Source organism: Hymenobacter segetis (genome assembly GCF_038448715.1).
GTDB classification, from domain to species: Bacteria; Bacteroidota; Bacteroidia; order Cytophagales; family Hymenobacteraceae; genus Hymenobacter; species Hymenobacter segetis.
Genome location: NZ_JBCEVZ010000001.1, coordinates 159965 through 185109, shown reverse-complemented (window position 1 = coordinate 185109; position 25145 = coordinate 159965). Strand labels below are relative to the sequence as shown.

Annotated in this window: 22 protein-coding genes; 18 read left to right on the top strand and 4 right to left on the bottom strand. The window is 61.1% G+C overall.

The window, feature by feature from the left end; all coding sequences use genetic code 11:
* Positions 1-4 precede the first annotated feature (4 nt).
* Both hrpB and AAFH49_RS00720 read left to right on the top strand, forming a co-directional pair.
* Positions 5-2608, top strand: coding sequence for an ATP-dependent helicase HrpB (gene hrpB, locus AAFH49_RS00725; RefSeq protein ID WP_342295230.1), 2604 nt, complete (start codon positions 5-7; stop codon positions 2606-2608).
* Positions 2609-2743: 135 nt separating this feature from the next.
* Complete coding sequence (locus AAFH49_RS00720) at positions 2744-3658, top strand: fatty acid desaturase (RefSeq protein ID WP_342295229.1); 915 nt, start codon at positions 2744-2746, stop codon at positions 3656-3658.
* Positions 3659-3667: 9 nt separating this feature from the next.
* Here the strand turns inward: AAFH49_RS00720 and AAFH49_RS00715 are convergent, their stop codons facing one another.
* Together AAFH49_RS00715 and AAFH49_RS00710 are read right to left on the bottom strand one after the other, a co-directional pair.
* Complete coding sequence (locus tag AAFH49_RS00715) at positions 3668-4507, bottom strand: FRG domain-containing protein (protein WP_342295228.1); 840 nt, start codon at positions 4505-4507, stop codon at positions 3668-3670.
* A 103-nt stretch (positions 4508-4610) separates the two neighbouring features.
* Positions 4611-5462: an oxidoreductase gene (locus AAFH49_RS00710; protein ID WP_342295227.1), complete on the bottom strand. Its 852-nt coding sequence runs from the start codon at positions 5460-5462 to the stop codon at positions 4611-4613.
* Between the two features lie 192 nt (positions 5463-5654).
* Here AAFH49_RS00710 and AAFH49_RS00705 point away from each other — a divergent pair, with 192 nt between their 5' ends.
* The 10 genes from AAFH49_RS00705 (at position 5655) to AAFH49_RS00660 (ending at position 17607) form a co-directional block, all read left to right on the top strand.
* Positions 5655-7067: an alpha/beta hydrolase-fold protein gene (locus AAFH49_RS00705; protein ID WP_342295226.1), complete on the top strand. Its 1413-nt coding sequence runs from the start codon at positions 5655-5657 to the stop codon at positions 7065-7067.
* Positions 7068-7157: 90 nt separating this feature from the next.
* Positions 7158-8636, top strand: coding sequence for an IMP dehydrogenase (guaB, locus tag AAFH49_RS00700; protein ID WP_342295225.1), 1479 nt, complete (start codon positions 7158-7160; stop codon positions 8634-8636).
* A gap of 198 nt (positions 8637-8834) precedes the next feature.
* Entirely contained in the window at positions 8835-10325 is a 1491-nt protein-coding gene (locus tag AAFH49_RS00695; protein WP_342295224.1) for a PP2C family protein-serine/threonine phosphatase, read from the top strand.
* 21 nt (positions 10326-10346) lie between these two features.
* Complete coding sequence (locus AAFH49_RS00690; RefSeq protein WP_342295223.1) at positions 10347-10676, top strand: STAS domain-containing protein; 330 nt, start codon at positions 10347-10349, stop codon at positions 10674-10676.
* A gap of 109 nt (positions 10677-10785) precedes the next feature.
* Positions 10786-11199, top strand: coding sequence for an ATP-binding protein (locus tag AAFH49_RS00685; RefSeq protein WP_342295222.1), 414 nt, complete (start codon positions 10786-10788; stop codon positions 11197-11199).
* A 184-nt stretch (positions 11200-11383) separates the two neighbouring features.
* On the top strand, positions 11384-13699 hold the full coding sequence (locus tag AAFH49_RS00680) for a peptidylprolyl isomerase (protein WP_342295221.1): 2316 nt from the start codon (positions 11384-11386) through the stop codon (positions 13697-13699).
* Positions 13700-13927: 228 nt separating this feature from the next.
* A complete protein-coding gene (locus AAFH49_RS00675) occupies positions 13928-15319 on the top strand; it encodes a peptidylprolyl isomerase (protein ID WP_342295220.1) in 1392 nt (463 codons plus the stop codon).
* A 149-nt stretch (positions 15320-15468) separates the two neighbouring features.
* Entirely contained in the window at positions 15469-16434 is a 966-nt protein-coding gene (locus tag AAFH49_RS00670; RefSeq protein WP_342295219.1) for an AAA family ATPase, read from the top strand.
* 130 nt (positions 16435-16564) lie between these two features.
* Entirely contained in the window at positions 16565-16990 is a 426-nt protein-coding gene (locus AAFH49_RS00665) for a hypothetical protein (RefSeq protein WP_342295218.1), read from the top strand.
* 68 nt (positions 16991-17058) lie between these two features.
* Positions 17059-17607, top strand: a complete 549-nt coding sequence (locus AAFH49_RS00660; protein WP_342295217.1) for a GNAT family N-acetyltransferase — start codon at positions 17059-17061, stop codon at positions 17605-17607.
* 23 nt (positions 17608-17630) lie between these two features.
* On the opposite strand, the gene AAFH49_RS00655 is transcribed toward AAFH49_RS00660, so the two are convergent.
* Positions 17631-18752, bottom strand: coding sequence for a hypothetical protein (locus AAFH49_RS00655; RefSeq protein WP_342295216.1), 1122 nt, complete (start codon positions 18750-18752; stop codon positions 17631-17633).
* A 370-nt stretch (positions 18753-19122) separates the two neighbouring features.
* On the opposite strand from AAFH49_RS00655, the gene recA reads away from it, so the two are divergent.
* From recA to AAFH49_RS00635, 4 genes are all read left to right on the top strand, one after another.
* Positions 19123-20154, top strand: coding sequence for a recombinase RecA (gene recA / locus AAFH49_RS00650; RefSeq protein ID WP_342295341.1), 1032 nt, complete (start codon positions 19123-19125; stop codon positions 20152-20154).
* A gap of 213 nt (positions 20155-20367) precedes the next feature.
* The gene (locus AAFH49_RS00645; protein ID WP_342295215.1) at positions 20368-21120 is read left to right on the top strand and encodes a DUF3108 domain-containing protein; all 753 of its coding nucleotides are present in this window, start codon (positions 20368-20370) and stop codon (positions 21118-21120) included.
* A gap of 80 nt (positions 21121-21200) precedes the next feature.
* Positions 21201-21881 carry a hypothetical protein gene (locus AAFH49_RS00640; protein ID WP_342295214.1) on the top strand — a complete coding sequence of 227 codons (681 nt, stop codon included), beginning with the start codon at positions 21201-21203 and terminating at the stop codon, positions 21879-21881.
* 70 nt (positions 21882-21951) lie between these two features.
* On the top strand, positions 21952-22647 hold the full coding sequence (locus AAFH49_RS00635) for a response regulator transcription factor (protein ID WP_342295213.1): 696 nt from the start codon (positions 21952-21954) through the stop codon (positions 22645-22647).
* 9 nt (positions 22648-22656) lie between these two features.
* On the opposite strand, the gene AAFH49_RS00630 is transcribed toward AAFH49_RS00635, so the two are convergent.
* On the bottom strand, positions 22657-23247 hold the full coding sequence (locus AAFH49_RS00630) for a DUF3575 domain-containing protein (RefSeq protein WP_342295212.1): 591 nt from the start codon (positions 23245-23247) through the stop codon (positions 22657-22659).
* An 88-nt stretch (positions 23248-23335) separates the two neighbouring features.
* On the opposite strand from AAFH49_RS00630, the gene AAFH49_RS00625 reads away from it, so the two are divergent.
* On the top strand, positions 23336-24406 hold the full coding sequence (locus AAFH49_RS00625; RefSeq protein ID WP_342295211.1) for a sensor histidine kinase: 1071 nt from the start codon (positions 23336-23338) through the stop codon (positions 24404-24406).
* Between the two features lie 25 nt (positions 24407-24431).
* The gene (locus AAFH49_RS00620; protein WP_342295210.1) at positions 24432-25145 is read left to right on the top strand and encodes an RluA family pseudouridine synthase; all 714 of its coding nucleotides are present in this window, start codon (positions 24432-24434) and stop codon (positions 25143-25145) included.

The following is a 25145-nucleotide window of genomic DNA, read 5'->3' as shown; positions in this document are numbered from 1 at the left end:
CCCAATGCCCAACGCCTTCGTCCTGCCGCCCCTCCCCAGCCTGCCCATCATCGCGGCGCTGCCCGAACTGCGGGCCGCCCTGGCTGCCCACAGCCGCGTGGTGCTGGAGGCACCGCCCGGCGCGGGCAAAACCACGGTGGTGCCGCTGGAGCTGCTGGCCGCCGAGTGGCGCAACCCCGACGATAAAATCCTGGTGCTGGAACCGCGCCAGCTGGCCGTGCGCGGGGCCGCCGCCCGCTTGGCCCAGCTGCTGGGCGAGCCCGTGGGCCGCACCATCGGTTACCGCGTGCGGCTGGATAGCAAAGTGAGCCAGGAAACCCGCGTGGAAGTCATCACCGAAGGCATTCTCACGCGCATGATTCAGGACGACCCGGCGCTGGAAGGCATAGCGGCTGTGGTGTTTGATGAGTTTCACGAGCGGAGTTTGAATGCGGATTTGGGCCTGGCGCTGGCGCTGGATGCACAGGCCGTGCTGCGGCCCGAGCTGCGCATTCTCATCATGAGCGCCACGCTGGAGGCGCAGCGACTGGGCCAGTGGCTGCCCGCGCCGGTGGTGTCATCGGCCGGTTTTCTGTTTCCGATTGACACGCACTACCTCGACCCACGCCGGGCCTCGGCCCTGCCCAACAAGCCCAATGAGCGGCTGGCCGAGCTGGTGCCAGCGCAGGTAAAGGCGGCTTTAAACGCGCACCCCGAAGGCGACATCCTCGTTTTCCTGCCCGGCGTGGGCGACTTGCAGCGCAGCGCCCGCAAGCTCCAGGATGCCCTGCCCGACCACGTCGACCTGCACCTGCTGCACGGCGAATTGCCGCTCGAAGCGCAGGATGCGGCCTTGCGTCCGGTGGGCGGCGGCCGGCGCAAGGTCATTCTGGCCACCAGCATTGCCGAAACCAGCCTCACCATCGAGGGCGTGCGGGTGGTGATTGACGGCGGCTTTGCGCGGGTGCCGCGCTTTGTGCCGCGCACCGGCTTCACTACCCTCGAAACCGTGCCCGTGGCCCGCGCCGCCGCCGACCAGCGCCGGGGCCGCGCCGGCCGCCTCGCCCCCGGCACCTGCTACCGCCTCTGGACCGAAGCCGAGCACCACAACCTACCGACCCACCGCCCACCCGAAATCCACACCGCCGACCTCAGCAGTCTTGCCTTGGAGCTGGCCCTGTGGGGCGTGGCCGAACCTACTAGCCTGCGCTGGCTAGACGTGCCGCCGGTTGCGGCGTTTGCTCAGGCTACTGATTTGTTGCTGCGGTTGGGAGCTTTGGTTGAACATAAATCGGGAGCACAACCCACACCGCACGGCCGGCAGCTGGCTGCGCTGGGCCTGCCGCCGCGCCTGGGCCACCTCGTAGTGCGCGGGCAGGAACTGGGCCACGGCCCCGCCGCCGCCTCACTAGCCGCCCTGCTGGCCGAGCGCGACCTGCTGCGCTGGGCTGCCCCCACCGACACCCGCCCCGCCCCACCCGACCTGCGCCTGCGCCTCGAAGCACTGGCCAGCGGCCGTCCGCCCCTGCCCGGCCTGGCCCTGCACCACGCCACGCTGCAACGGGTGCGCGACGTGGCCCGCAACCTCACCGGCCGCATGGGCAAATCGGCAAATTCACCCATTCACTCAATCACTCATTCACCCATTGGCTTGCTCACCGCCCTGGCTTACCCCGACCGGCTGGCCCAGCGCGAAACCCACGACCGCCTGCGCCTCGTGACTGGCCAACGCGTGAGCCTGAACACCACCGACGTGGACCCGCAGGCCACGTTTTTCGCGGTGGCTCACTTAGCGGGCACGGCCTCGGCCCCGCGCGCTACATTGGCTGCCCCGCTCGGGCAGGACGAGTTAGAGCTGGCCTTTGCCGACCAGATTACGACCACCGACGAAGTGCGCTACGATGCCGCCACCCAGCGCGTGACCGGCCGCCGCGTGCGCCGCCTGGGGGCATTGCTGCTTGATGAAAAAATCATCGGCCAGCCCGATGCGGCGCTGGTGGCGCGGGCCTTGCTCGACTATTTGCAGGAAGCCGGCGTGAGCAAGCTGAACTGGACGCCCGCCGCCCGCCAGCTACAGCAGCGGCTGGAGTTCCTACGGCAGCACTTCCCCGCGACTGAATCTTCGGAACCGTGGCCGGCTTTCGATGATGCCACACTAGCCCGAGAGTTACCTGACTGGCTCGGCCCGCACCTCACCGGCCTCAAAACCCTCGACCAGGTGCAGCGCCTCGACCTCTACGAACCGCTACTGGCGCGCCTGCCCGGCGGCTGGAGCCAGCGCCAGGAGTTGGACCGCCTTGCCCCCGCCGCACTGGAAGTGCCCAGCGGCTCGCACATTACCCTGGATTACAGCGACCCCACCGCCCCCGTACTGGCCGTGAAGTTGCAGGAGCTCTTCGGCCTCACCGAAACGCCCACCGTGGCGGCCGGCCGCGTGCCGCTGCTGCTGCATCTGCTGTCGCCCGGCGGCCGGCCGGCGCAGGTAACGCGCGATTTGCGCAGCTTCTGGGAGAAGGGCTACTTCGAGGTGCGCAAGGATTTGAAGGGCCGCTACCCCCGTCATCCCTGGCCCGATAAGCCGATGGAGCATATCCCGACTAGGCTGACGAAGAAGCGGCTGGGGCAGTAAACGGGCCGCAGGCACCTCGGGCCGCCCGGCCAAAAAACAGCACGGCAGAAGCGTGCGCGGCAGCTCCAAAAACCATTTTCGCGTTGGCCGGCGGCCATGTAACTTCGTAGAAAATCAGGCCTTTTCCACTGTTACATGGCTTCTACCGCTCCTTCCGAAGCGCCGGTTATTGCCGGCGACCGGCTCACGCCCGGCTGGCTCCACAACACCTGGCTGTACCTGATGCTGGCGGCCGCCTTAGGCTGGGGCTGGTCGAGCTGGTCGGGGCCGCGCGGACTGGCTTCGGCGGGGCTGGTGGTGCTCACGGTGGGGCTGGGGCACTCTATTGGGCTGCACCGGGGCATCATCCACCACGCCTACCGGTGCGGGCGGATTACGCGGGGCGTGCTGGCCTATCTGGCAGTATTATCGGGGCTGGGTGGGCCAATATCCTGGCTGCGGGTGCATTACTTCCGCGACTACTGGCAGAACCGCCTCGACTGCCCGCCCTACTTCCGCTACGACCACTCCCTGGCCCGCGACTACTACTGGAACCTGCACTTCGACCTAGTTCCCGGCGACCTCAGCCGCTACCACATTCCCGCCGAGGACCTGTACGACCCCTGGCTCGTTTTCCTGGAAAAAACCTGGTACCTGCACGTTATCGGCCTCGCTGGCTTCATCTGGGTCTTTTTTGGGTTTGAGGCCATGATAATCTGTGTGCCGGTGCGGGTCAGCGTGAGCATGCTGGGGCACTGGTTTGTGGGCTTCATGACGCACAAATACGGCTACGCCCGCTACGACATCGACGATGCCACCGAGCACGGCTACAACAGCTGGGTGCTGGGCGCGCTTTCCTTCGGCGAGGGCTTCCACAACAACCACCACGCCCACCCCAGCTCGGCCAAAATGAGCACCGAATGGTACGAACTCGACTTGGGCTGGTACCTGCTGGCGGGCCTGCGGGCCGTGGGCCTGGTGTGGGACGTGCAGGTCGTGGGCCACGACCATACCCAGCGGGACCGCGCCAAAGAGCACCGCTTCCGCTGGCACTGGCCCTGGCAGGACTAGCCGCGAACGTTAGCGCATCTCGTTCTCATCCAGGAAGTTCTTACCATCAGCCCGGGGCGAGTAGTGGCGGTGCAGCCAGCGGCTGAGGCCACCGAGGCCCGGTAGCAGAACCCGCTCGGTGATGTTGGCCTGGTCGAGCTTATCGCGCACTTCCCACTTGAGGCGGGCCGGAATGATAATGCGGAAATACAGCTCCGGGCGGTCGGCCAGCCAGTCGTGCAGCACGCTCTGGGCCGTGCTCATCAGGGAAAATAACGCGTACTGGTGCACGATGCGTGCATCGAGGCTGGGCGGTTCCAGAAACAGCACGTAGGGCTCGGCCTGTAATTCCTCAAGCTCGCGCAGGCTGCTGCTCACGGGCAGCAGCAGTTCGGAGGTGAAGACGTTGGAGCCTTCGGCTTGCAGGGCCTGGCGCAGGCGCTGGGGCAGGTGCTCGGCGGCCTTCACGTAGTTCAGCGCCCAGATAATGCCGTCTTCGTGGTAGGCCGCGATGTCGTCGGTGGCGAAGTGCAGGGCCACGTAGGGCGAGTACGTCCAGTCGAGCAGGCGGGTGGGCAGGCCGTGGTGCTGGGCCAAGGCCAGCCAGTCCCAGGTGCTGGCGGCGGCGGCAGGCATACCCGTTTCGCGGGCGTACTTGCGGAAATTGCGCAGCAAGTGATGCTCCAGATTCTGGTACTCGCCGCCGAGACGCTGCAAACTGGTTTCGAGCTGAAAGTGGCGCGAGCGGCCGCCCCGGTACACAAACGGCGACCGGAACCGCCCAATGCGCGCATCCCAGGTATCCTGGAAAAGCAGCCGTTGGAGGTCTTCCCAGGAGGTGGCTTCGTAGTCGTTGGCAGAAAGAGACATGGGGCGAAGATACGCCGGGCCGCAGGCGTTAGCTACCGAAAAAGCCCCGAAAACCGCTCATTTCTGAGCAGCCCGGGGCTTTTTCAGTTTAAGAAATCAAGAATTATTCGCCAGCCGGGAAATCGGCTGCGTCGCCCACTGCGGCATATTGCTCCAGTTCCTTGGCGATACCGGCAAACTTCTCGCGGGCGCCCTTCACGGCCGCTTTGCCCAGCGGCAAATGCAGCGGTGGGTTTTCAAGCTGCACCACGTCGTACATGGCTTTGGCGGCGCGCACCGGGTCGCCGGGCTGCCGGCCGCTGTAGCCCTGGATGCCGCGCAGGTTTTCGCCCACCGTGGCTTGGTAATCATCAATTTTGGTATCGGCGATGGTGGCCGACTCGCCCGCCCACTTCGTGCGAAAACCGCTGGGCTCGATGTTCGTCACCTTAATGCCAAGCGGCCCTACCTGCTGGCTCAGGCTCTCGCCAATGGCCTCCAAGGCAAATTTCGAAGCATTATAAATGCCCACGCCGGGAAAGGTTTTCAGCCCGCCGATGCTGGTGATGTTGAGGACGTGGCCTGAACGCTGCTTGCGCAACTGCGGTAGCACGGCCCGCAACACGTGAAGCGCACCGAACACGTTCACGTCGAACTGGCGCTGCACTTCCTCGGCAGGCACTTCTTCAATACTGCCCATCGAGCCGTAGCCGGCGTTGTTTACAATAACATCGAGCTGGTTGAATTTGGCAATTGCATCGGCAATGGCGGTTTTGACGGTGGCCTCATCGGTCACGTCGCACACCAGGCCGAGGGTGCGTCCTTCGGCTTTTTTGGTGAATTCGTCGGCCTGTTCAGGCTTGCGGAAGGTGGCGGCCACGCGGTCGCCTTTTTCGAGCACGTAGTCGGCCAGGGCTTCGCCGAAGCCGGACGAGGCCCCGGTGATAAACCAGGTTTTGGCAGTGGAATCAGACATAAGGAGTCATTCGTTGAAATGGTAGGTGCTAAGACGGGTTGGAGAGGCGAATTGTTTGCCGACGGCTGTTGAAGCGTCACTCAGAACGTCATGCTTCGACTGCGCTCAGCATGACGTTCTTTCTACCCGCGTCCCCCCCGTCGTACCTTCGCGGCCCGATTTTTCACTTCCATCCAATCCCACCCACTTCCTATGAAAAAGCTTTTCTCGCTGCTACTGGCGCTCATTGGCTTCACCGCCCAAGCCCAGGTCACCTTTAAAATCACGGCCGTGCCGGCTAACACGCCGGCCAACGCCACGCTCTACATCGCCGGCACTTTCAATAGCTGGAATCCTGGCAGCACGGCTCACGCCCTCACCCACAACGCCGACGGCAGCTACCAAATCACGCTGCCCGCCGCCACCGGCACCATGGAATACAAGTTTACGCGCGGCTCCTGGGCCGCCGTCGAAACCAATGCTTCGAACGGTTCGGTGCCCAATCGCACCTACACTTTTGGCACCGGCGCGGCCACCGTGCTGTGCCAGGTGCTGAACTGGGAAGACCTCGCCGGCCCCGGCGGCGGCGGTCCAACCTCCACGGCAGCAGCCAACGTGAGCGTGATTTCGACCACGTTCGCCATGCCGCAGCTGGGCCGTACCCGCCGCGTGTGGCTGTATTTGCCGCCCGGCTATGCTACCAGCGGCCGCCGCTACCCCGTACTCTATATGCAGGACGGCCAGAATGTGTTCGACGCCGCCACCTCCTTTGCCGGCGAGTGGGGCGTGGACGAGGCCCTGAATCTGTTGGCCGCCAACGGCCAGGACCCGACCGGCTGCATCGTGGTGGCCATCGATAACAGCGCCAACCGCCTCGATGAATACTCGCCTTGGAACAACCCGGCCTACGGCGGCGGCCAAGGCGATTTGTACATTGATTTCCTGGTGCAAACCCTCAAGCCCTACATCGATACCAACTACCGCACCCTGCCCGACCGCGCCAACACCGGCATCGGCGGCTCCAGCATGGGCGGGCTCATTGCCACCTACGCGGCCCTGCGCGAGCCTTCGGTGTTTGGCAAAGTGGCCTCGTTTTCGCCTGCATATTGGTTTGCCTACCCGCAGTTGGCGGCCTACGCCCACCAGCACCCGGCCAACCCCAACACCCGCTTCTACTTCGTGAGCGGCACCACCGAAAGCACCACCATGGTGCCCCAGATGCAGGCCCTGCGCGATTCGCTCCAGAGCGGCGGCGTGCCGGCCACCAACCTCAACTTCAACACCCGCGCCGACGGCCAGCACGCCGAATGGTTCTGGAAGCGCGAGTTTCCGGCCGGCTACTCCTGGCTGTACGCGCCTGCCACGGCCACGGCGACGCGCCCGTCCCAAACCCTCGCCGTGAGCCTCTACCCTAACCCTGCCGCCCGCGAGTTGCGCGTGTCGCTGCCCGCCAATCTGGCCGGCGACGCGTTGCTCGAAATCAGTGATGCGCGGGGCCGGGCCGTGCTGCGCACCCGCGTGCGCAACGGCCAGAACGTGGACGTGAGCCGCCTGGCTTCGGGTCTGTACTTGTCGCGCCTCACGGCCGGCAGCGCGGTGGGCACCAGCAAATTCACCAAAGAATAATCCGGTCTTCATCGGTACGGCGGGCGTCCAACCCAACTTCCCGCCGTACCTTTGACTGGCAAAAGGCACCAACCCCCAACCCCTTTTGCCATGGCGGATTCCGCAACCCCCAAAATTGCCTTCGAGGCCCTCACCTACGACGACGTACTGCTGCTCCCAGCGTACTCCGAGGTTTTGCCCCGCGACTGCGACACCGGCACCCGCCTCACCCCCAACATCCGGCTGCAAACCCCGCTTATTTCGGCGGCCATGGACACCGTTACGGAGTCGGACATGGCCATTGCGCTGGCGCAGGAAGGCGGCCTGGGCATCATTCATAAGAATATGTCCATCAAGGCCCAGGCCGAGCAGGTGCGCCGCGTGAAGCGCAGCGAGTCGGCCCTGATTCAGGACCCCTTCACTCTGCCGCCCACCGCCACCCTGGCCGACGCCCGCCAGCTCATGCGCAAGCACAACATCGGCGGCATTCCCGTGGTGAATGGCGGCCACGTCCTCGAAGGCATCCTCACCAGCCGCGACCTGCGCTTCGAGAAAGACATGAGCCAGCCCGTCACCACAGTGATGGTGCCCCTCTCCCGCCTCGTCACCGCCCCCGCCGGCATCGACCAGGCCGCCGCCGAAGCCCTGCTCACCGATAGCAAAGTCGACAAGCTACCGCTGGTTGACAGCGAAGGCCGCCTCGCCGGCCTGATGACTTATAAGGACATTCGCAAGCGCCGCCGCTCGCCGCACGCCAGCAAGGACCACCTCGGCCGCCTGCGCGTGGGCGCCGCTGTGGGTGTCACACCCGACCTGCTTCAGCGCGTGGCCGCTTTGGTCGAAGCTGGCGTGGACATCGTGAGCCTCGACACCGCCCACGGCCACTCCAAAGGCGTGATGGATGCCGTGCGCGCCATCAAAGCCGCCTACCCCAAGCTGGACGTGATGGCCGGCAACGTGGCCACCGCCGCCGGGGCCCGCGCCCTGGCCGATGCCGGGGCCGACTGCGTGAAAGTGGGCGTAGGCCCGGGTTCCATCTGCACCACGCGCATCATCGCTGGCATTGGCGTACCGCAACTCTCCGCCGTACTCGAAGCCGCCAAGGGCTTGGAAGGTACCGGCGTGACGCTGGTAGCCGACGGTGGCATCAAATTCTCGGGCGACCTCGTGAAGGCCCTGGCCGGCGGCGCGGCAGCCGTGATGGTGGGCTCGCTGCTGGCCGGCACCGAGGAAGCCCCCGGCGACCTCATTATCTACGAAGGCCGCAAGTACAAGTCCTACCGTGGCATGGGCTCGGTAGAGGCGATGGAAGACGGCAGCAAGGACCGGTACTTCCAGGATGCCGAGGACGACGTGAAGAAACTCGTACCCGAGGGCATTGTGGGCCGCGTGCCCTTCAAAGGCAATGTTTCGGAGGTCATTTACCAGCTGGCGGGCGGCCTGCGGGCCGGCATGGGCTACGTGGGCGCGGCCAACATCGAAGCCCTGCAGGCGGCGCAGTTCGTGCGCATCACCGGGGCCGGCCTGCGCGAGTCGCACCCGCACGACGTGCAGATTACCCGCGAGGCACCGAATTATTCGAGCCGCTAGCCAGGCAGCTACTTTGCCAAAGGCCAAGTAGCGCGCTGAATCACAATGGGCAATGCTGGTTACGGCCGGCATTGCCCATTTTTTATGCCTTATATCGGATGGAGCCTTTTCGGATAGCCGATTGTATCTTGCACGCCGGTTGAGCGTCGGCTACGGCGCGGCGGGCTGGTGTGCTTGTGTTATTCCTAGGTTCTGTCTGTGCGTCATCCGTTACTGTACATTGGTTTTCTATTAGCGCTGCTAAGCGGAGCGCTGGCCGTTGGCAACTTGCTGACTGACGGCGGCACCGGGACGGCGTCGTGGGCCATCTGGTTACTGTTGCTGGCCGACCTGGGCACCCTTGCGGTGCTGTTCAAGCTATTTTTCCGAGCACCAGTTGCGTCCAGCAATGTAATCCCTGCCGCACTCCGCGAGAGCGAAATGCTGAGTTTACAACGCCTGGCCCAGATTGTCCAGCGGGGCCAGACCTCTACCGAGGTATATAGTGTGTTGCTGGAGTCGGCTGTGGAAACAGTGCGGGCCGATGCTGCCTGGATTGACCTCGACCCCAACCACACCGGCACTGACGACACCAACGCTACCCAGTACTACAACCTCACGCCTGAGCAGGCCGATATCCTGCGCAAGGGTCTCCGCGCCCACCCCGCCGTAGAGGGCGAGTACATGACCAACGACCTGAACCGGCATTCCGCCTTTCTGGGCACCTCGCAGGCATTTCGCTCGCTCATTCAACTGCCGCTGCACGGCCTGCACTTCAATTATGGCACGCTGTATTTGCTGAAAGCAGAGCCCAATACTTTTAACCGCGAAGACCTTAGCATTCTCCAGACCTTCACCGGCCAGGCCGTGCTCAGCATCGAAAACCTGGAGCTGATGCGCACTTCGCTGGCCAACCAGCGCACTCAGGAGGAGCTAAAAATTGCCTCGCAGGTTCAGGACAGCCTCATTCCGAAAAACCTGCCGACTGATAACTGGTTCGAAATCAGCTCGCACTCGCTGGCGGCCAAGGAAGTGGGCGGCGATTTCTACGATTTCCTGCACCTGCCGGGCCGGCGCCTGGCCGTCATCATCGGCGACGTGAGCGGCAAGGGCGTCACTGCCGCCTTCCACATGGCCCAGATGAAGGGGATTTTCCACTCGCTGATGCAGGAAAACCCGCTGGCCAAAAACGAGCGCGACAAATTCCCGGTGCCTAGCAAGTTTATGGCCCAGGCCAATACCGCCCTCATCCACTGTCTGGAAAAGTCGTCGTTCATCACTTCCTCGCTCTACATCATTGACTATGAGCAGGGTGGTTTTGTATTTGCCCGCGCCGGGCATTGCCATACCCTCTATTATCACGCCCTGCGCGAGGAGGTTTTTTACTTCGATTCCGCCGGCCTCGGCCTCGGCATCATCCGCAACGAGAGCTACGAGAAGCACATCAAAAACCAGTTCTACGACTACAGCCCCGGCGATGTGATGGTGATTTACACCGATGGCATTGTGGAGGCACGCGGCGGCTCCGGCACCGACGAATATGGCGAAGACCGCCTCAAACTGCGCCTGGAGGAAAGTTATTTTCAGGAGGCTGAGGACATTAAAAACTTCATTCTCGACGACCTCAACAGCTTTACCCACGGCTTCCCCATCCACGACGACCAGACCCTGCTCGTGATTAAATTCAAGTCGGCCCAACCCCTGCCGTAGGCCTGACGTATCGCCCTCATTATGAAAGTTACCGCACAACCCTCCGCTGATACCCTTACCCTGTTGCTCGATGGTGAGCTGGATGCCAGCTCCGCCATCGTTCTTGACACTGAGCTGGCTAAACCCGACATCCTCAATTACCGCAAAGTCCTGATTGACTGCGCCAAACTAAGCTACATTTCTTCGGCTGGCCTAGGAGTTTTCATCTCGCACCTCCAGCGCTTTCAGGATGCCAACGTGAAGCTGGTTTTCTTCAACATGCAGGAGAAAGTGTTCAACGTATTTGAAATCCTGGGCCTGGATGCGCTGATGACCATCGTTCCAAGCCTCGCCGAAGCCGAAGCCGCCTAGTTTTCAATGAGTAAATGAGTGAATGAGTGAATGAGTAAAGAATTGACTGCTTAGACGATTCTTTACCCTTCTGCTCACCCTACTCATTCACTCATTCACTCATTCACTGATGAAGTCTGCCCTCCGCATTGCCTGCTCGCGTGCCCACCTGCAACAGGTGCGCGACTTCGTGCGGAATTACCTCAACACCCGGCCGCTTTCCGAAGTGACGGTAAACCAAGTGGTGCTGGCCGTAGATGAGGTAGTGGCTAACTTCATCATCCACGCCAATGGCGAGGACGAAACCCAGTTTCTGGACCTCACCCTGGCTTTTGACCAGCACGACCTGAACGTGGAGATTGCCGACAACGGCGACACCATCTTCCTGCCTGGCCCCACGACCAGTCCCGATTTCCACGCCTATATCCAGCAGGGCCGCAAAGGCGGCATGGGCATGACGCTGGTGAACCGACTTATGGACCGCGTGGAGTTTTTCACACGCGGCAACCATACCGTGTGCCACCTCAGCAAGCACCTGGCCTGAGCCACACTTTCAGACCTTATTTTTGAGACCGTTGTGCCCCACACGACGGTCTTTTTTTTATCCGGCTCATCCGGCGAAGAACTTGCGCCATTCCCCCCGGAAATTAGTTAATTTCGCACCGGTAATTTTATGCCCGCGCCGCTACTTACTACTCGCTTAGCGCTTTTGTCTTCTAACTTTTCCTATGCATAAACGCATTTTGTACGCCGGCGCGGCCGTTGTCACGCTGCTGGCTGGTTGCCAAACTTCCAAACCGGCCGCATCGGCTACCACGGGTTCTACTGCTACCGGCCCGGCCGTCGAAACGCTGGGCACGTACCCGGTGCCAGCCAATGAGTTTGCCTACGTCTACCGGAAAAACAACAGCTCGGCCCCCGACTATGGCACCCGCCAGAGCGTGAGCGACTACCTGGACCTCTACACCAACTTCCGCCTGAAAGTGCTGGAAGCCGAGCAGAAGGGCCTCGACACCACGCAGGCCTTCAAGCGCGAGTTGGAGGGCTACCGCCAGCAGCTGGCCCAGCCCTACCTCACCGAGAAGAGCGTGACCGACCAGCTGGTGCGCGAGGCCTACGACCGCATGAGCCAGGAGGTGAACGCCTCGCACATCCTCGTGCGCGTGGCCCCCGATGCCACACCGCAGGACACGCTAACGGCATATCAGAAGATTGAGAAGCTGCGCCAGCAGGCCCTGTCCGGCACCGATTTCGGCCAGCTGGCCCGCGCCAACAGCGAAGACCCTTCGGCGAAGGAGAACGGCGGCAAGCTGGGCTACTTCACGGCCATGCAGATGGTGTACCCGTTTGAGTCGGCGGCCTACAAAACGCCTGTGGGGCAGGTGTCGCAGCCCATTCGCACGCGCTTCGGCTACCACATTATTAAGGTGAATGACAAGCGCACGGCGCAGGGCGAAATCAAGGTGGCTCACCTCATGATTCGCATGAACGCCAACGCCGCCAAGGCCGACTCGCTCACCGCCAAGAAGAAAATCGACGAGCTCTACAGCCGCCTGAAAAAGGGCGAGAACTGGGACAAGCTCGTGGCCCAGTTTTCGGAAGATGCCGGCTCGGCTGCCAATGGCGGCGAGCTGCCGCCCTTCGGCACCGGCCGCATGATTCCCTCGTTCGAGGATGCCGCCTTCAAGCTGCAAAAGCCCGGCGACCTCGCTCCCCCGGTTCAGACGCCCTACGGCTGGCACATCATCAAGCTGATTGAGCGCCAGCCCCTGGCCAAGTTCGCCGACATGGAGCCCAGCCTGAAAAGCAAAGTGGCCAAGGATTCCCGCTCGGAGCTCAACAAAGCCGCTTTCCTGAAGCGCGTGCGCCAGGAAGACCAGTTCTCAGAAGTGGCTTCGGCTAAGACTTACGCTTTCGCCAAAGCCGATACGGCGCTGGTGGCCGGCCGCTTCAAGTACACGGCTCCGGCTGCTACGATGAAGGCCGCCAAAGGCACTGCCAATGATAACTCGACCCTGTTCAGCATCAAGGGCAAGCCTTATCTGGTGAAGGATTTCCTGGCCTACGTGCAGCAAAACCAGCGCCCCCGCACGGGCGCGCAGCCGGCTTTTGCTATGCAGCAGCTCTACGACCAGTACGTGGAGCAAAGCCTGACCGACTTCGAAAAAAACAGCCTCGACACCAAGTATGAGGACTACCGCATGCTGGTGAAGGAGTACCGCGACGGCATCCTGCTCTTCCAATTGATGGACGAGAAGGTGTGGAGCAAGGCCATTGAGGACACCGTGGGCCTGAAAAAATACTTCGCCGACAACCAGGCCAAGTACCAGTGGGACCAGCGCGTGCAGGGCACCGTAGTAAGCGCCGCCACCCCCGCCCTACTGGCCCGCGTGCAGAAGGAAATGAAAACCGGCCGCTTCCCGCTCACCCGCAACGTGCCCCAGGGCGTGGCCTTCAACTTTGGCACCACGCTAAGCAAAGTAGGAAACATGACGCTGGATGACATCAGCAAGCGCATGGTCCAGGACACCACCATGCAGGTGACCATCACCGGCCGCGTGAAGAAGGGTGAAAAGGCCAGCCTGGCCAGCGCCCGCGCCGATTCGACGGTGCGCCAGCTCCGCCGCCGGGGCGTGGCCGCCAGCCGCATTCGCAAAGCGGTACAGGCCACGCCAGGCACGACCACTGCGGCGCAGGTGGCGCTATTCAGCGGTAATCCGGTTGCTATCGAGTCGGAGATGAACGACCAGAACCCGCTGTCGGTGCAAATCACCCAGAAGGTGTTCCAGAAAGGCGACAACAAGGTGATGGACGAACTGATGACCAAAGGCCCCGGCACCTACAACGTGCAGAAGGATGGCCGCTACTACGCTGTCACCATCGACCGCACGCTGCCCGCCGGCCCCAAAACCCTGGCTGAAGCTCGTGGCCAGGCCACGTCGGACTACCAGACCTACCTAGAAAAAGAATGGATTGCCCAGATGCGCGCCGCCCGCCCCGTGAAAGTGAACGAGGCCGAAGTGAGCAAGCTGGTAACGAAGTAATGATTGAGTGAATGAGGGAATGGCTGAATGGGTGAATGACCACTAAACATTCGCTCATTCAGCCATTCCCTCATTCACTCAGTACCTAACTGCAACCTTCCGGGCGGGCTTCGGCTCCTTGTTTTTGTCTGCCAACGGATTTATGGTGAAATTTGTGGGCCCGTTTGGGTGTTAGCCCCGCACGGACCAGGCCGGGGCACCTGTCCACCGGCTTTTCAATACGACTTTATGCTTGTTAATGTGAACCGCGCCATAGCGCCGGCCCTGCTTACGCTATTGCTGCTACTGGGCTTTGTGCCCGCTTCCCAGGCCCAGTTGGGCATCAGCCGGCCCAAGGGCCAGCAGCTGCTCGATGGCATCATTGTGAAGGTGGACAACCAGATTGTGCTGCGCTCCGAGGTGGAGCTCATTTACGCCCAGGAGGTGGCCCGGGCCGAAGGCAAGCCCGTGGCACCGGATTTGAAATGCAAAATCCTGCAAAGCCTGGTGCTGAACAAGCTGATGCTGGCCCGCGCCGACGTCGACTCCGTGACGGTGGAGGACAAGCAGGTGAACAGCGAAGTAGACCGCCGCATGGCCTATTTCGCGCAGCAGATTGGCTCCGAGAAGCGCCTCGAGGAGCAGTACGGCAAGTCCATCAAATCGCTGAAAGACGACCTGCGGCCCCAGATTAAGGACCAGCTCACGCAGCAGAAAATGCAGGAAACCATCACCGGCAAGGTGGCGGTGACGCCGCGCGAAGTAGCCCAGTATTTTACCCGCATTCCGAAGGACAGCCTGCCATACTTCAGCACTGAGGTGGAAGTGGGCCAGATTGTGGTGCCGGCCCAGGTGAACGACAAGGCCAAGCAGGCCGCCATCGCCAAGCTCAATGACCTGCGGGCGCAGGTGCTGGCCGGGGCTGATTTTGCTACCCTCGCTAAGGCCAATTCGGAAGACCCGGGCTCGGCCAAGGAAGGCGGATATCTGGGCTTTTTCAAGCGCGGCGAGCTGGTGCCGGAATATGAGGCGGCTTCGATGAAGCTGGAGCCAGGCCAGATGTCGCCGGTGGTGCAGTCGCAGTTCGGCTTCCACCTTATTCAGTTCATTGAGCGCAAGGGCAACACGTATTCGACGCGCCACATCCTGCTGAAGCCAGAGACTGGCTCATCCGATATCAGTGCCTCGGCCAAGCTGCTGACCCGGCTGCGCCGCCAGATTCTGTCCGACAGCATCACTTTTGCCAAAGCGGCCAAGGACAACTCCTCGGATAAAACCAGCAGTAGCAACGGCGGCCTGCTCGCCAACCGCCAGGACGGCGGCTCGCGCCTGCCGCTTGATAAGCTTGACCCGGCCATCTTCTTCACGATTGATACGATGAAGGTGGGCCACATCACCCCGCCGATGGCCTACCGCACCGACGACGGCAAGGACGCCATGCGCATCCTGTGGCTGAAATCGAACACCCCGCCCCACCAGGCCAACCTGCAGGACGACTACCAGAAGATTGCCGCCGCCGCCCTCAACGAGAAAAAGACGAAGGCGCTGGACGAGTGGTTTGCCAAAAACCGTGGCACGGTGTACCTCGAAGTAGAGCCGGAATACGCCCAGTGCAAGGTGCTGGACGCGGTGGAGAAATAACCTTCGTCTTGTTTCCACTGTCATCCTGAGCGGAGCGAAGGGCCTTATCACCACTGAACGGTTTGTAGTAAACCAATCGATGCAAACGTGATAAGGTCCTTCGCTCCGCTCAGGATGACTGATTTTCCTCCTTCCTCTTAAAATCCCGAATGGCTCAATTCCAAAACGACAAAGAAGCTGCCGATGCCCTGGCCGCCTCCTTCCAGAAGCTGCGCCAGGAAATCGGCAAGGTCATCGTGGGGCAAGACGAGGTGGTGCGGCTGGTGCTTACCGCCGTGTTTTCGCAGGGCCACAGCCTGCTGGTAGGCGTGCCCGGCTTGGCCAAAACCCTGCTGATTCAGACCATTGCCGACTCACTGGATTTGTCGTTTAACCGCATCCAGTTCACGCCCGATTTGATGCCCAGCGATATCGTGGGCTCGGAAACGATGAACCAGCAGCGGGATTTTCACTTCGTGAAAGGCCCCATCTTCGCCAACATCATTCTGGCCGACGAAATCAACCGGACGCCGCCCAAAACCCAGGCCGCCCTGCTCGAATCGATGCAGGAATACGCCGTGACGGTGGCCGGGCAGCGCTACCCGCTCAGCCGCCCGTTCTTCGTGCTGGCTACGCAGAACCCCATCGAGCAGGAAGGCACCTACCCCCTGCCCGAAGCGCAGCTCGACCGCTTCATGTTCAACATCGAGCTGGGCTACCCGACATATGCCGAGGAGTTGAACATCGTGAAGCAGACGACTTCCAACATCAAGCAGACGGTCAACAAAGTCCTCCACGCCGCCGACATTCAGGCCTTCCAGGAGCTGGTGCGCCGGGTGCCGGTGGCCGATAACGTGGTGGAATACGCCGTGGGCCTCGTGCACAAAACCCGCCCCAACACCGAGCGCGCCGCCCCCCGCACCAACCAGCTGCTGGAATGGGGAGCCGGTCCCCGCGCCTCGCAGCACCTCATCGTGGGTGCCAAGTGCAACGCCCTGCTCAACGGCAAATACTCGCCGGATATTGAGGACGTGCGCGCCGTGGCCGTGCCGATATTGCGCCACCGCCTCGTGCGCAACTTCAAAGCCGAAGCCGAAGGCATCGGCGTGGAGCAGATTGTGAAAGAACTTTTGTAGAAAACGTCTGTCATCCTGAGCGCAGCGAAGGACCTTATCACCGATGAACAATTGGCAGTAATTACTGCTCCAAACGTGATAAGGTCCTTCGCTCTGCTCAGGATGACAAAAGCCCTGACAAGTCCCTAATATGGAAGCCCAAGCCTACTATCAGCAATTTGAGCGCAACGTGCGCATCATCCTCGACGCCCTGGCCGCCGGCCTCGACCTGCGCACCACGGCCCTCGAAACCAGCCTGCCCATTGAAGTGTACGTGCTGTGCGAGGTGCTGAACCAGGGCGCTGGCGAGGACTTCACTCTTAGCGCCAGTGGCGTGGCTCGGCTGGCCGAGTTCCAGCAGCAGTTCATGAAGCACGAGGGCCAGACGCTGGCCGCCATGCAGCGCGTGCTGGCCGACAAGCGCGGCACCATGCGCACCCCCGAAGGCCGCGTGCTGGTGAAGGAAATGCTCATCCGCCGCCTCGAATTCTTCAACGAAGCCGCCCGGCAGGTGAACGTGATGCGCACCCAGCAGGCCCTGGGCAGCCCCAGCCAGTACGTGGGCGAGAACAAATAGCCGATTTATTTCTTGTGAAAGGGCCGCTTCCGGACACGGAGGCGGCCCTTTTTCCGTAGTACGCTGCTATGCTGCCCCGCGCCCCGCTCTACACCGAACGCCTCTGCCTGCGCCCCTACGAGCCGGCCGATGCCGATGCGTTTTTCGCGTTGCTGCACGCCGACCGTCCCCGCTTCCAGGCCTCCTTCCCCGACCGCCTGCAAGCCGTGCGGTCCGTGGCCGATGCCGTGGTGTCCCTGCGCACCTTCGCCGAGGACTGGCGCACCGGGCGCTTCTACGTGTTCGGCATCTGGCACCGCGCCACGGCCGAATATGTGGGTGATATCTGCCTCATGCCCCAGCAAAAGGGCCAGGCCGAAATCGGTTACTACCTGGCCGCCGCCGCCGAGGGCCACGGCTACGCCCGCGAGGCCCTGGCCGCCGTCATCGACTTTGGCTTTAATACGGTGGGCAGCCAGCGCCTGCTCATCCGCTGCTTTCAGGGCAATGTGCGCGGGCAGGCCGTGGCGCGCGCCGTGGGCTTTCAGCCAGAGCCGCCGCCCAAGCGCCCGCTCTGGTTCCGTAATTCGGATACGCTAAGCCAAATCTGCCGCTTCTGGCTCGTGCGCAACGCCTGACGCGGGCCAAATCGCCCCACCGGCTACTGCCCCACCCGCACGCGTTTACCCACGTTGCCCAGCAGCCAGTCCTGCCGGAAATTGAAGTACATCCCGAAGGAATAATCCAGCAGCTTGGCGTTGAGGTCGAACACCGGTTCGACCCGCGCTGAGAGCGCGGCACCGTCGGAAATGCGGAAGTCGCGCAGCAGCCGCACCATGATAATCTTGCGCTTGGGGTCCAGAAAATCCGGGTTCGACACCGTGCGCGAAGCGCTCTGGTACAAGTCGCCCCCCAGCGGCGACATGAAGCGCGAACCCTGCCAGTAGCTCACCATCACATCAGCGTAGCGGGTTTCGAGGGTACCGTTCAGATACAGCGCCCGGCCGTATTGAAACGGAAACTGGCCCTTCGTGAAGGAATAATCCTGATACCCGAGCACGTAGCCATTGAACCGCACGGCCCGCAGCGTGGGCCCGTCCAGGGTGCGGCGCGCCTCCAGGCCAAAGGCCTCGTTGAACACCGTTTGCAGGGGCTTGTCCAGCGTATCAATCTGCCCGCCGTGGTGGATGGCCGTGAACTGAAACGGGATGGCCACCGTCCAGCGGCTGTTGTCGGGGCTGATGCGGTAGCTGCTGGTCAGGCCGCCGGCCACTTCTTCCTGGTAGTTGCTGTAGCGGTACTGCTGGCGCTGCCAGTCCACCCACTGGTCCACAAACAGCCGCGAGCCTGTGTAGCGCATCTGAATGCCTTCCTCCAGCGGGTTCAGCATCACCCGCTCGAAGTTGAACATCGGCTCGATGTAGTTGTGGTGCAGGTTTGCCCGGATGTTGCCCAGGATTATCTGCTGCTTGCCCGTGGTCCAGGTGGCCCGAAACGTGGGCCGCACCGCCTTCAACACCGGGTTGCCGAAGTCTTTCCAGATGAACACGCCGCCTTCCAGCCGCAGGTCTTTGGTGGGATAATAAACGAGTTGCGGGTTCAACTGCGTACCGTACAGCGTGTAGCCGTCTACAATCTTGTTGAAGTATTCGTTGTCCTTGAAGAAGGTGAAGGCATTGAGCGAGACGCGCAGGTCCCCGGCAGCCGCCGGATTTGCTGCCCGAATAATATTTGCCGTTACAGAATCAGTTTCCTTCCTCTGTTCATTTAGCAAATTATCCATCTCCATGTGGCCTTCCGGCCTGCCTGGAGTAGGACTTGTAAACGCCCGATTGTCCAATTGCGCCTGTGCTGTTTCCACTCTAATTAGCACAGCCACAAGGCCAACTAATATTTTTAGATAATTCCTCATATATTTCGCCTCTCAACGGCACCAAACCACTAACCTCTGTGTTAGAAAAAGCCGCCGCAAAACAGCCCATTCGGGGCCTTTAACAAGGAATAGATTTATTCGATTGCGACCCGGCCAAAACCAGTAACTTTACCAAACCTAATCCCTTTTTCTCAAATACCCCCACATGGCACTAGCTACCAAAGCGGCTCCGAAAGCCGAAAGAGTTGAAAAGGCGGAAGTCAACACCGCGGCCGAAAAAATGAAAGCCCTCCAGCTCACCCTGGACAAGCTGGATAAGGCCTATGGCAAAGGCACCGTAATGAAGCTCTCCGACAACAAGGTGGGCGACATTCCAAGCATCAGCACCGGCTCGCTTTCGCTCGACATTGCCCTCGGCATTGGCGGCGTGCCCCGCGGCCGCGTCATCGAAATCTACGGCCCGGAATCGTCGGGTAAGACCACGCTGACCATGCACATGATTGCCGAAGCGCAGAAGAAAGGCGGCATGGCCGCGTTCATCGACGCCGAGCACGCCTTCGACAAATCCTACGCCGAGAAACTGGGCATCGATACCAGCAACCTGCTCATCGCCCAGCCCGATAACGGCGAGCAAGCCCTCGAAATCGCCGACCAGCTGATTTCGTCCGGCGCCATCGACATCATCGTGATTGACTCCGTGGCCGCCCTCGTACCGAAAGGCGAACTCGAAGGCGACATGGGCGACTCGAAAGTGGGCCTGCACGCTCGCCTCATGAGCCAGGCCCTGCGCAAGCTCACCGGCACCATCAACAAAACCGGCTGCTGCTGCGTGTTCATCAACCAGCTCCGTGAGAAAATCGGCGTAATGTTCGGCTCGCCCGAAACCACCACCGGTGGTAACGCCCTGAAATTCTACGCTTCCGTGCGCCTCGATATCCGCCGCATCGGCCAAATCAAGGAGGATAAGGACAACGTGACCGGCAACCGCACCAAGGTGAAGGTGGTGAAGAACAAAGTAGCGCCGCCCTTCAAAGTGGTCGAGTTCGACATCATCTACGGCCAGGGCATTTCCAAAGTCGGTGAGATTGTGGACCTTGGCGTCGACATGGGCATCATCGGCAAGTCGGGCTCGTGGTTCAACTACGGCGAAACCAAAATCGGCCAGGGCCGCGAAGCCGTGAAGACTTTGCTGCTCGACAACCCCGAGTTGGCCGCCGAAATCGAGAAGAAAATCCGCGACATGGCCAAGGGCGACGAGGACGTAATTCCCGTTGACATGAGCATTCCGGAGGACGGCGAAGACACGCTGTAAGCACAGCCGCACCTTCCGTAAATAATCCAAAGCCCGTTGCAAATCGCAACGGGCTTTTTTTATGTTCGTACCTTTACCTTAGCTCCGGGGCTGGCATTACGTTTGTCTAGGGTCAGGCTGCCCCTTCTTTTTATTATAGTTATTGATATGACGCGCCGCTGGTTATTTCTTACTCCTGCTCTCCTGGTATTGCTCGCCTCCGCCCAGCTCGCAATGGGCCCTGGCGATGCCGTGCGCAACGTTCCACAATCCAGCTTCGGGCGCGGCGAAACCATTCGCTACACCGTCCACTACGGCCTCATCAATGGCGGCGAGGCCACCGTGGAAACCGGCGGCAGCCTGGAGCGCGTGAATGACCGGCCCTGCTACAAGGCCACCGTGAGCGGCAAAACCACCGGCTCGTTCGACTTTTTCCTGCGCATCCGCGACCAGTGGCGGGCCTACATCGACACCACCAGCATCCTGCCCATCCGCGCCCAGCGCGACATCGCCGAGAAGAACTACCGCAAGAAGGAAACCGTCGATTTCGACCACCTGCGCGACGTGGCTGAGGTGCAGGACCACAACAAGGAAAACCCCAAGCACACCACCGTGAAGGTGGCCAACAACACCTTGGAGCTGGTGAGCGGCTTTTATTACCTGCGCACCATCAATTTCGACCGCATGAAAGTGGGCGACGTGGTGCGGATGCCCGGCTACTTCGACGGTGACAATTTCATCCTGGACGTGGTGTACAAAGGCCGCGAAGTGGTGGAAACCAAAGCCGGCGACGTGCGCGCGTTCAAGCTGGTGCCCAAAATGCCCAATAATAAGCTATTCCGGGGCGAAAACGCCATTTCAGTGTACCTCTCTGATGACCGTAACAAGATTCCGGTGCTGTTTCAGGCCGAGATGTTCGTGGGCACCGTGAAGGTGGACATGGTGCGCTACCAGGGCCTGAAGTGGAAACTGAACCTGGCCAACTAGCCAAGCGCGGCAGCAAGAGCATTCTTAATATCAGTATATCTATTGCCTGCCTGGCCTGACGGGTTACTTTCGTAGTAACCATGAACGCCATCCAGCATTTTATTGTCAATTTTTCGTCGGTTCCGCTCGTGGTGGCGTGCGTGGTGGGGCTGGTCCGGTACCGCCGGTACGAGGCCGTGCGACGCTACTTGGCGTGGCTGTCGTGGCTGGCGTTGGTGGTTACGGTGGTGTCTTTATGGTTTCAGCGCCACCACCAGCCCAACCTGTTTCTGGCCCCTATTGATACCGCCATCGAGTTTACGCTGCTGGGCCTGATGTACCGGCGGGCGCTGTGGCCGCATCCCGTGGCCCGGTATCTGCCGGTTGGCATCGGCCTGTTTGTGTTGGGCACGGCGCTCACCAGCTGGCCCCGGCCCGGCACGGTCGAGTTCAGCCCCATCCAGCATTTCATCGAAAGCGTGGCCATGCTGGTCCTGGTGGGGCTGTATTACAGGCGCGTGCTCAAGACATTGCCCGTATCATTGGCACCATTGGAGCGCGAGCCAATGTTCTGGATTTCGGCGGGCGTGTTGCTGTATTTCTCGGCCAACAGCCTGATTTTTCTCACCAGTAACCTGGTCCTGTTTCAATCCAAAGAGCTCAGTCTGAATATCTGGGCCATTCACGCCCTGCTGTACTCTTTTCTGAATGGGTTCTTCATCGTAGCGCTGTGCCTCCCGTCGCCGCCGCCGGAACGGCTGCCGGACATCACACAATCGTAACATGATGCCGGCCGCCGGGAGCGGTACTTTTGCGGAAACATTGCCTCGCTTCACCTAAGCCCCAAACGCCGTGACTGCTGCCAAAACGCCCGTGTACAAGATTCTCGTGGTTGATGACGACCCGGACATTGTCGAGCTGCTGGAGTTCAACCTGAAGAAGGAAGGCTACCAAACCGCCTCCGCCTCCGACGGCCGCAAAGCCCTGGAAGTAGCCGCCGAGTTTCACCCCGACATCATCCTGCTCGACGTGATGATGCCCAACCTCGACGGCATCGCCGCCTGCCGCCTGCTGCGCGAAAACCCCAAGTTCAAGGACACCTACATCCTGTTCCTCACCGCCCGGGCCGAAGAATTCTCCGAGGTGGCCGCCTTCGAGGCCGGGGCCGACGACTTCATCGCCAAGCCCATCAAGCCGCGCGCCCTGCTCGGCCGCCTGGCCGCCGTGAAGCGCCGCGACCAGGACCCCCACGCCGCAGTAGATGCCATCGACATCAACGGCCTGCGCATCGACCGCACCGCCTTCGCCGTGTATCAGGAAGGCAAGAAAATCACCCTTCCCAAGAAGGAATTTGAGCTACTGGCCTTCCTGGCCGCCTCGCCCCACAAGGTGTTCAACCGCGAAGAGCTGCTCCAGAATATCTGGGGCAACGACGTATTCGTGCTGGCCCGCACCGTGGACGTGCACGTGCGCAAAGTGCGCGAAAAAGTGGGCGACCACCACATCCAGACCATCAAGGGCGTGGGCTACAAGTTCAACGTGGACTAGCGGCAGGCATTATTCTGTCGCTTTGCCGAATGCGTAGCCAATCGACAAGCCGGGGCGCAACTCCAAGCCGACAATTCCTCCACGAACGTCTAGGGTTCCATGGTTATCATCAAGGTTATCAACACTTCCGGCAGCATATCCCACCCCCAGAAAGGGCTCGATGCTGAGGTGCCCGGCAATGATACCCTGCCAACCCAGCACGCCGCCCCCGCCGAAGGTGGTGAGCGTAGCTTTGTCCTGCGTGGGAGCATTCGAGAGAAAGGTGGAAGTTTCAGTGAAGTTGAAATGCTGAAAGCGCAGGTATGGCCCGAAGAAAAACCCGCGCAGCGCTTCGGTTCCGGAATGAAAACGGTACTCCCCCGTTAGCCCAAATCCTCTGAATTGGGTTTCGGAGGAGAAAGTACCCGAATGTTTGTCGTTGTAGTTAGTGACGAAAGCGCCCAGATTTAGACTGCGGTCAACGGCAATTTGATGTTCCCAAAAAACCGAGCCCGTCTGCACGGCTAAGCTTACTGCGTTAATTTTGACGACGTTGCTCTGCGCCTGGGCAGCGGCCGCGCCCCCAAGCAAAATGGCAGATAGGAGTACTAGTTTTTTCATCAAATCGGACGGTTGGTAGGCCGGGCGGAATTGCCGGACGATAAAGGTATGTATTCGCCTCATAAGTCCCGCCTTTCCATATTTGCGCATGAATTTATCCTCTCGCACCATTGCCATCCTTATCGCGCTGCTGGTGGCGGGCGTGCTCACTACCTATGCCCGCATCGGCCCCACGCTGCCGTTTCGGGAGGCATTTCTGGCGGCGGGTGTTACGGTGGCGGCTTGTTTTCTGCTGATTTATCTGTCGTTTGAAGCCCTGATTTTCCGGGAAATCAACGGCATTTACGCGGGTCTGGAGCACATCAAACGCAAGGAATTCAAGAAGCTGAGCAACAAATTCCTGTTCCGGCCCGAGCCGGTGAAGCGCGTGCGCGACGAAATCCTGCTCATGGCCGAGCGCCGTCAGCAGGAATTAGATGAACTGGTGCGCCTGCAAGCCCTGCGCCGCGAGTTTCTAGCCGATGTTTCGCACGAATTGAAGACGCCGCTTTTTGCCGCCCAGGGCTTCGTCCACACCATTCTTGATGACGAGGACGACGAAATTGACCTGGCCACCCGCCGCAAGTTCCTGCGCAAAGCCGCCGCAAGTCTCGACACGCTTGATGCGCTCGTACAGGACCTGGTCACCATCGCGCAGCTCGAAAAAGGCGTGGTGCGGATGCGCCGCCAGCGCTTCGATTTGATTGTGCTGGTGCGCGAAATCTTCGAGCTGCTGGAGCAGCAGGCCGCCCGGCGCGGCACCCACCTGGAGCTATTCCCGCCCAGCCTGCCCGAAACCGGCCTGCTGGTAGTGGCCGACCGCAACCGCATCCGCCAGGTTCTCATCAATCTGATTGACAACGCCATTAAGTACGGCCGCGACAAAGGCCGCGTAGTGGTTTCATTGGTTGAAAGCGGCCGTTCCGTTCGCATTGCCGTGCGTGACGACGGCGCGGGCATCGCCCCCGAGCATCAGGGCCGCATTTTCGAGCGGTTTTATCGCATCGATAAGAGCCGTTCGCGGGAGTCGGGTGGCTCGGGGCTGGGCCTGGCCATCAGCAAGCACATTGTGGAGGCGCACAAGTCCACCATCAAGGTAAAAAGCACCGTGGGCGAGGGCACCACGCTGGAATTCAAGCTGAACAAACCCAAAAATGGCGCGGTGGGAAGCGCGGCCTGAGGCCGTCGTACCTTTGCGGCCTCTTATGAAGCTCCCGAATTTCTCCGACCTCGTTATTTTCGAAAACGACGATTACCTCGTCGTCAACAAGCCGCCGTTTCTGGCCACGCTCGATGAGCGGGTGGGCGGCGCGCCCAACATGCTACGCCTAGCCCGCCAGCACCACGACGACATCCAGGCCGCCCACCGTCTCGACCGCGAAACCAGCGGCGCGCTGGCCTTCGCCAAAAACCCGGCCGCCTACCGCCACCTCGCCATGCAGTTCGAAAACCGCGAGGTAAAAAAGCAGTACCACGCCGCCGTGTGGGGTACCCCGCAGTTCGACCACCAGCTGGTGGAGCGCAGCATTGAAACCACCACGCGCGGCAAAGCGCGCCTCGCCTACAAGGGCAAGCCCGCCGAAACCTACTTCACCACCCTCGAAAACTTCGCCCGCCACTCGCTCATTCTCTGCGAGCCCGTCACCGGCCGCATGCACCAGATTCGCCTGCATCTGATGTACCTGCAGGCCCCCATTATTGGTGATAAGGACTATGGTGGGGAGGATTTCTACCTGTCTTCGCTGAAGAAAAAATTCAACGTGAAAGAGGGCGAGGAAGAACAGCCGTTCATCAAGCGGTTTGCTCTGCACGCCCTCAAGCTGCAGTTTACCGGGCTGGATGGCGAAGAAATCAGCGTGGAAGCTCCGTATCCGAAGGATTTCCGGGTGCTGGTGGATGTACTGGCCCAGAATCGGTAA

Coding starts and splice junctions, on each gene's coding strand:
- AAFH49_RS00710 (WP_342295227.1), bottom strand. CDS start 5,462: ATGTCTGATTCCACTGCCAAAACCTGGTTTATCACCGGGGCCTCGTCC.
- AAFH49_RS00640 (WP_342295214.1), top strand. CDS start 21,201: ATGAACGCCATCCAGCATTTTATTGTCAATTTTTCGTCGGTTCCGCTC.
- AAFH49_RS00670 (WP_342295219.1), top strand. CDS start 15,469: ATGGCTCAATTCCAAAACGACAAAGAAGCTGCCGATGCCCTGGCCGCC.
- guaB (WP_342295225.1), top strand. CDS start 7,158: ATGGCGGATTCCGCAACCCCCAAAATTGCCTTCGAGGCCCTCACCTAC.
- hrpB (WP_342295230.1), top strand. CDS start 5: ATGCCCAACGCCTTCGTCCTGCCGCCCCTCCCCAGCCTGCCCATCATC.
- AAFH49_RS00680 (WP_342295221.1), top strand. CDS start 11,384: ATGCATAAACGCATTTTGTACGCCGGCGCGGCCGTTGTCACGCTGCTG.
- AAFH49_RS00665 (WP_342295218.1), top strand. CDS start 16,565: ATGGAAGCCCAAGCCTACTATCAGCAATTTGAGCGCAACGTGCGCATC.
- AAFH49_RS00620 (WP_342295210.1), top strand. CDS start 24,432: ATGAAGCTCCCGAATTTCTCCGACCTCGTTATTTTCGAAAACGACGAT.
- recA (WP_342295341.1), top strand. CDS start 19,123: ATGAAAGCCCTCCAGCTCACCCTGGACAAGCTGGATAAGGCCTATGGC.
- AAFH49_RS00675 (WP_342295220.1), top strand. CDS start 13,928: ATGCTTGTTAATGTGAACCGCGCCATAGCGCCGGCCCTGCTTACGCTA.
- AAFH49_RS00655 (WP_342295216.1), bottom strand. CDS start 18,752: ATGGATAATTTGCTAAATGAACAGAGGAAGGAAACTGATTCTGTAACG.
- AAFH49_RS00720 (WP_342295229.1), top strand. CDS start 2,744: ATGGCTTCTACCGCTCCTTCCGAAGCGCCGGTTATTGCCGGCGACCGG.
- AAFH49_RS00645 (WP_342295215.1), top strand. CDS start 20,368: ATGGGCCCTGGCGATGCCGTGCGCAACGTTCCACAATCCAGCTTCGGG.
- AAFH49_RS00625 (WP_342295211.1), top strand. CDS start 23,336: ATGAATTTATCCTCTCGCACCATTGCCATCCTTATCGCGCTGCTGGTG.
- AAFH49_RS00660 (WP_342295217.1), top strand. CDS start 17,059: ATGCTGCCCCGCGCCCCGCTCTACACCGAACGCCTCTGCCTGCGCCCC.
- AAFH49_RS00630 (WP_342295212.1), bottom strand. CDS start 23,247: ATGAAAAAACTAGTACTCCTATCTGCCATTTTGCTTGGGGGCGCGGCC.
- AAFH49_RS00685 (WP_342295222.1), top strand. CDS start 10,786: ATGAAGTCTGCCCTCCGCATTGCCTGCTCGCGTGCCCACCTGCAACAG.
- AAFH49_RS00705 (WP_342295226.1), top strand. CDS start 5,655: ATGAAAAAGCTTTTCTCGCTGCTACTGGCGCTCATTGGCTTCACCGCC.
- AAFH49_RS00715 (WP_342295228.1), bottom strand. CDS start 4,507: ATGTCTCTTTCTGCCAACGACTACGAAGCCACCTCCTGGGAAGACCTC.
- AAFH49_RS00690 (WP_342295223.1), top strand. CDS start 10,347: ATGAAAGTTACCGCACAACCCTCCGCTGATACCCTTACCCTGTTGCTC.